Annotated in this window: 1 protein-coding gene; it reads right to left on the bottom strand. The window is 63.9% G+C overall.

What is annotated here, in order from left to right; genetic code table 11:
- Positions 1 to 633: 633 nt before the first annotated feature.
- Positions 634 to 2,367 carry an APC family permease gene (locus tag ABZZ74_RS53170; RefSeq protein ID WP_356951314.1) on the bottom strand — a complete coding sequence of 578 codons (1,734 nt, stop codon included), beginning with the start codon at positions 2,365 to 2,367 and terminating at the stop codon, positions 634 to 636.
- Between the last annotated feature and the right edge of the window lie 981 nt (positions 2,368 to 3,348).

Below are 3,348 nucleotides of genomic sequence, written 5' to 3'. Positions count from 1 at the left end.
CACCTTCGAGCGGCTTCGGAGCTGCCTCACGTCTCCCACCTGCACAGATCCGCCGCCAACCCGCCCCGCATGCCCACCAACTGTCGAACTCGGGCCCACGCCCGCTCGGCTATCGTTGCTTCCACGGCCACCGCGTCTTGATACGTCGTCACAAACGTTCATGATCACGGTGGCCGTACTCATGCCCGCACCCGCCCCAGCAACACAATGACCAGCACAGACGCTGGAACTACAGCTGCCGTGTCTGCCAGCCGTTCTTGCGGGGCAGCGGGGCCAGCAGGCCGCGCACGCACGCCGCCGCCCGCCCCCACAGATCAGTGCGAGGGAAGATCCAGGCGATGTCGAGCAGTAGGCCATCGAGCTGGTCAGCGATCCCCGCAGCACGCTCCAGATCGTGACCTCCGTCGCAAGGTCGAGTAACTCCGCCTTTATATCCGGCAGTTACCCCCGGCACGAGATCGTCCGTTGGACACTCCTCGGCCGTAACGACACTGCCCCCACGCCCCAAGAGCCGAGACCACCCCGCACTCCTCCGCCAAACCATCCGAGTCTCAACGGAGGCGTTCAGAACCCTCGGAACACCTCCGAAGGCGACAGCCAGAGCATCGGCGGTTGTACTCAGCCAGATAACGTTCAGAGCGTGGTTGCGAGGTCGTCTTCCAGCGGTCGCGCGGTGTTACTAGCCGATTTATGTGTCACGGTCAGGTCAGCTTCGTCCTGGGCCACCAGTTCATGAACCTCTTCGGTGGTCACGGCGAGGGAGACGGCCCAGTAGTAGATGGCCAGGCTGACGGCGGCCACGAAAAGCAGGTCCGCCATGTTGGGCAGGAGGGCGAGTTCTCCGCCACCGGCGCGGAAGCCGCCGCTGTCATAGTTGCCGAGGTAGCCGAGGCCCACATTCGCCGCTAGCCATACTGGCACCCACGTGAAGCCCTTCCAGTCGGTCTTGCTGATCGGCAAGGGCTCCTTCTTGAAGATCTGGGTCGCAGCGAAGATGACGAATCCAAGCGCGATACCGATATCGATCTTCCATGTGGTGTCGAAACCGCCCCAGTAGATGACCAGGTTGGCGGCGATGAAGCCTAGTGGTGCGATCACGGGTGCCGCCTTCAGCCGGTACGGGCGCCTGCGCTCCGGGTCGCGCCGGCGCAGCGCGGTCAGTGACACGGGGGCGAAGGCGTACATGATGGCGGTCGCGGAGGTCACCAGCCCGACCAGGCTCTGCCAACTGGGGAACGGCAGGAAGGAAATCTCACCGATGACGAAGGCCAGCGCCACAGCCCAGACCGGGATCCCGCGGCGGGTAAGCTTCGCGAAGCCCTTCGGCAACTCGCCAGCGTGGCTCTGGGCGTAGGTGAGCCGGGAAGACGTGCCCAGGTACACCAGGGCGGTGCCGGCCGGTGAGACGAACGCATCCGCGTAGAGCACGTAGGCCAGCCAGCCCGCACCGGCCGCGGTGGCCAGAGTCGCGTACGGGCCGAAGGAGCCCTTGGCTATCGGGTTGTCCCATCCGTGTACCAAAGCGGCTGGGTCGAGCGAGCCGATGAATGCGATCTCCAACAGGATGTAGGTCGTCGCGCCGACGGCCATGGCAATGAGGATGGCACGCGAGATGTGCTTCTGCGGGTTGCGGGCCTCGCCAGCGAACTGGATGCACTGTTCGAAGCCCTGAGCAGCGAAGACCACACCGGCCGGCAGCGCGGCAAAGACGCCCTGCGGGCCATGGGGGAAGAATCCGCCGCCGGCGTGGAAGTTGCCGGGGTGGAACGACAGGCTGAGCAGCACCACGATGGTCAGCACCGGCACAGCCGCCTTCCACACCACGGCGGCCGAGTTGCTCTCCGACATGACCTTCACACCGACCAGGTTGATCGCGGTGAACAGCACCATCAGCAGCGTTGCCCACACAAATCCACTGGCGGTCAAGGTGGAGCTTTTCGTATTCAGCAGGTGCAGGTGCGTGCTCACCCAGTTGATGTTGTCCAGGTAGGTCAGACTCGCCTCAACCTCGACGGGCGCCAGCGCCACGGCCTGCAGCCATGCCGCCCAGCCAGCGGCGAAGCCAGCCAGGCGCCCGAAAGCGAACGCCGGGAACCGCGCGGTGCCTCCCGCGACCGGGTAGGCCGTTCCGAGTTCGGCGTGAATCAGAGCCAGGACGCCGAGGATCGCCGTAGCCAGGATCCAGGAAAGCATGGACGACGGGCCAGCGTGGGTGGCAGCCTTCGAGGCACCCAATAGCCAGCCTGATCCGATGATTGAGCCAAGCGAGATCATCGTTAGCCCGAACAGTCCTACGGAACGATGTAACTGCTGCTGCCCATTACCTATCTTGGAAACTTCTTGCGTTTCTGTCACGAATTTCTCCATGCATTGAGAATGCCGTAGGCCGGGTTTCCGGCGTTTCGGCGGGGCGGACGCACGACAACCGGACGTGCGATCGGTTTAGCGACAGGTCAAACTTTCAGGTGCAGTTGACCACTCGGAAGAAAAATGGACTGACGACGTCATTGTCGCTGACATGCATTCAGGGGAACGCCGACGAAATATAGGGCCCCGACTTGCGCACTGAATTATACTTGAGGACGATCTGAGGTGCCCCCATGCCGAGTTGAGAAGTGTTTAACGTGCCCCCCCCGCAATGCCCTTTCGCACCCTAAAGCTTCGGTAGAAACGGGCCACCTTCGAGCTGCAGGGGTTTGAAAAGGCGACCGGACCTTTCCAACGAGTGGACGTTAAGGGCTTGCCGCGAAACAAGTCGTGGCTTCCGGCTGCGGGACTCGTTTGTTCTGGTACGGGGAGACCGGCCGCATCGCAGAGCCTGCTGCACCCCACTCCCGCATCCCATCAACGGGGCTCTCGCGTCACGGGACGTCATCAAGGTTTCACTCACGGTTCACCCGTTCGGTCTTCCCCTTGCCTGTGGCTCCCGGATGGAGCAGGTGCTCTTGCGCTTCTTCTCCGTGCTCCGCACCCCGCCGTTACCATCGACGCACGTCAGAGCGGGGACACGTCATCGGACACTGCCCCGGTCATCACGTCGTCATCCCACCGACCCCCTCTCGATGATGTCCACTCGAACGACGCGACCTCGTGTCGCACTTTCACTTGCGAGGTGCCTTGCTGGTTGGGCGGACGGAAGCGTAGAGAACTCCCATCCTCCCAGCTCAGCGGGCACCTCTTTGCGTCACCCCATCGGCACCGCGGTCACCAAGCGGTGGATTCGGGCTCAGCCGCCCGGCGTGGGCGGGGGACGGGCCCGGGTTCAGGGCGGGCCGCTCCCGGGTTCGCCGGGGCCTCAGGCCTTGGCGAGCCTCGACCGAGCCGAGTTCCAGGAGGACCTCGTTGGCG

It is taken from the genome of Streptomyces sp. NPDC006476 (assembly GCF_040612015.1).
Classification (GTDB): domain Bacteria; phylum Actinomycetota; class Actinomycetes; order Streptomycetales; family Streptomycetaceae; genus Streptomyces; species Streptomyces griseorubiginosus_B.
Note: the sequence above shows the minus strand (reverse complement) of the source record. Positions and strands in the feature narration are given on the sequence as shown.

Excerpts from the sequence above, each read along its gene's own strand:
- ABZZ74_RS53170 (WP_356951314.1), bottom strand. The coding sequence starts at position 2,367 with ATGGAGAAATTCGTGACAGAAACGCAAGAAGTTTCCAAGATAGGTAAT.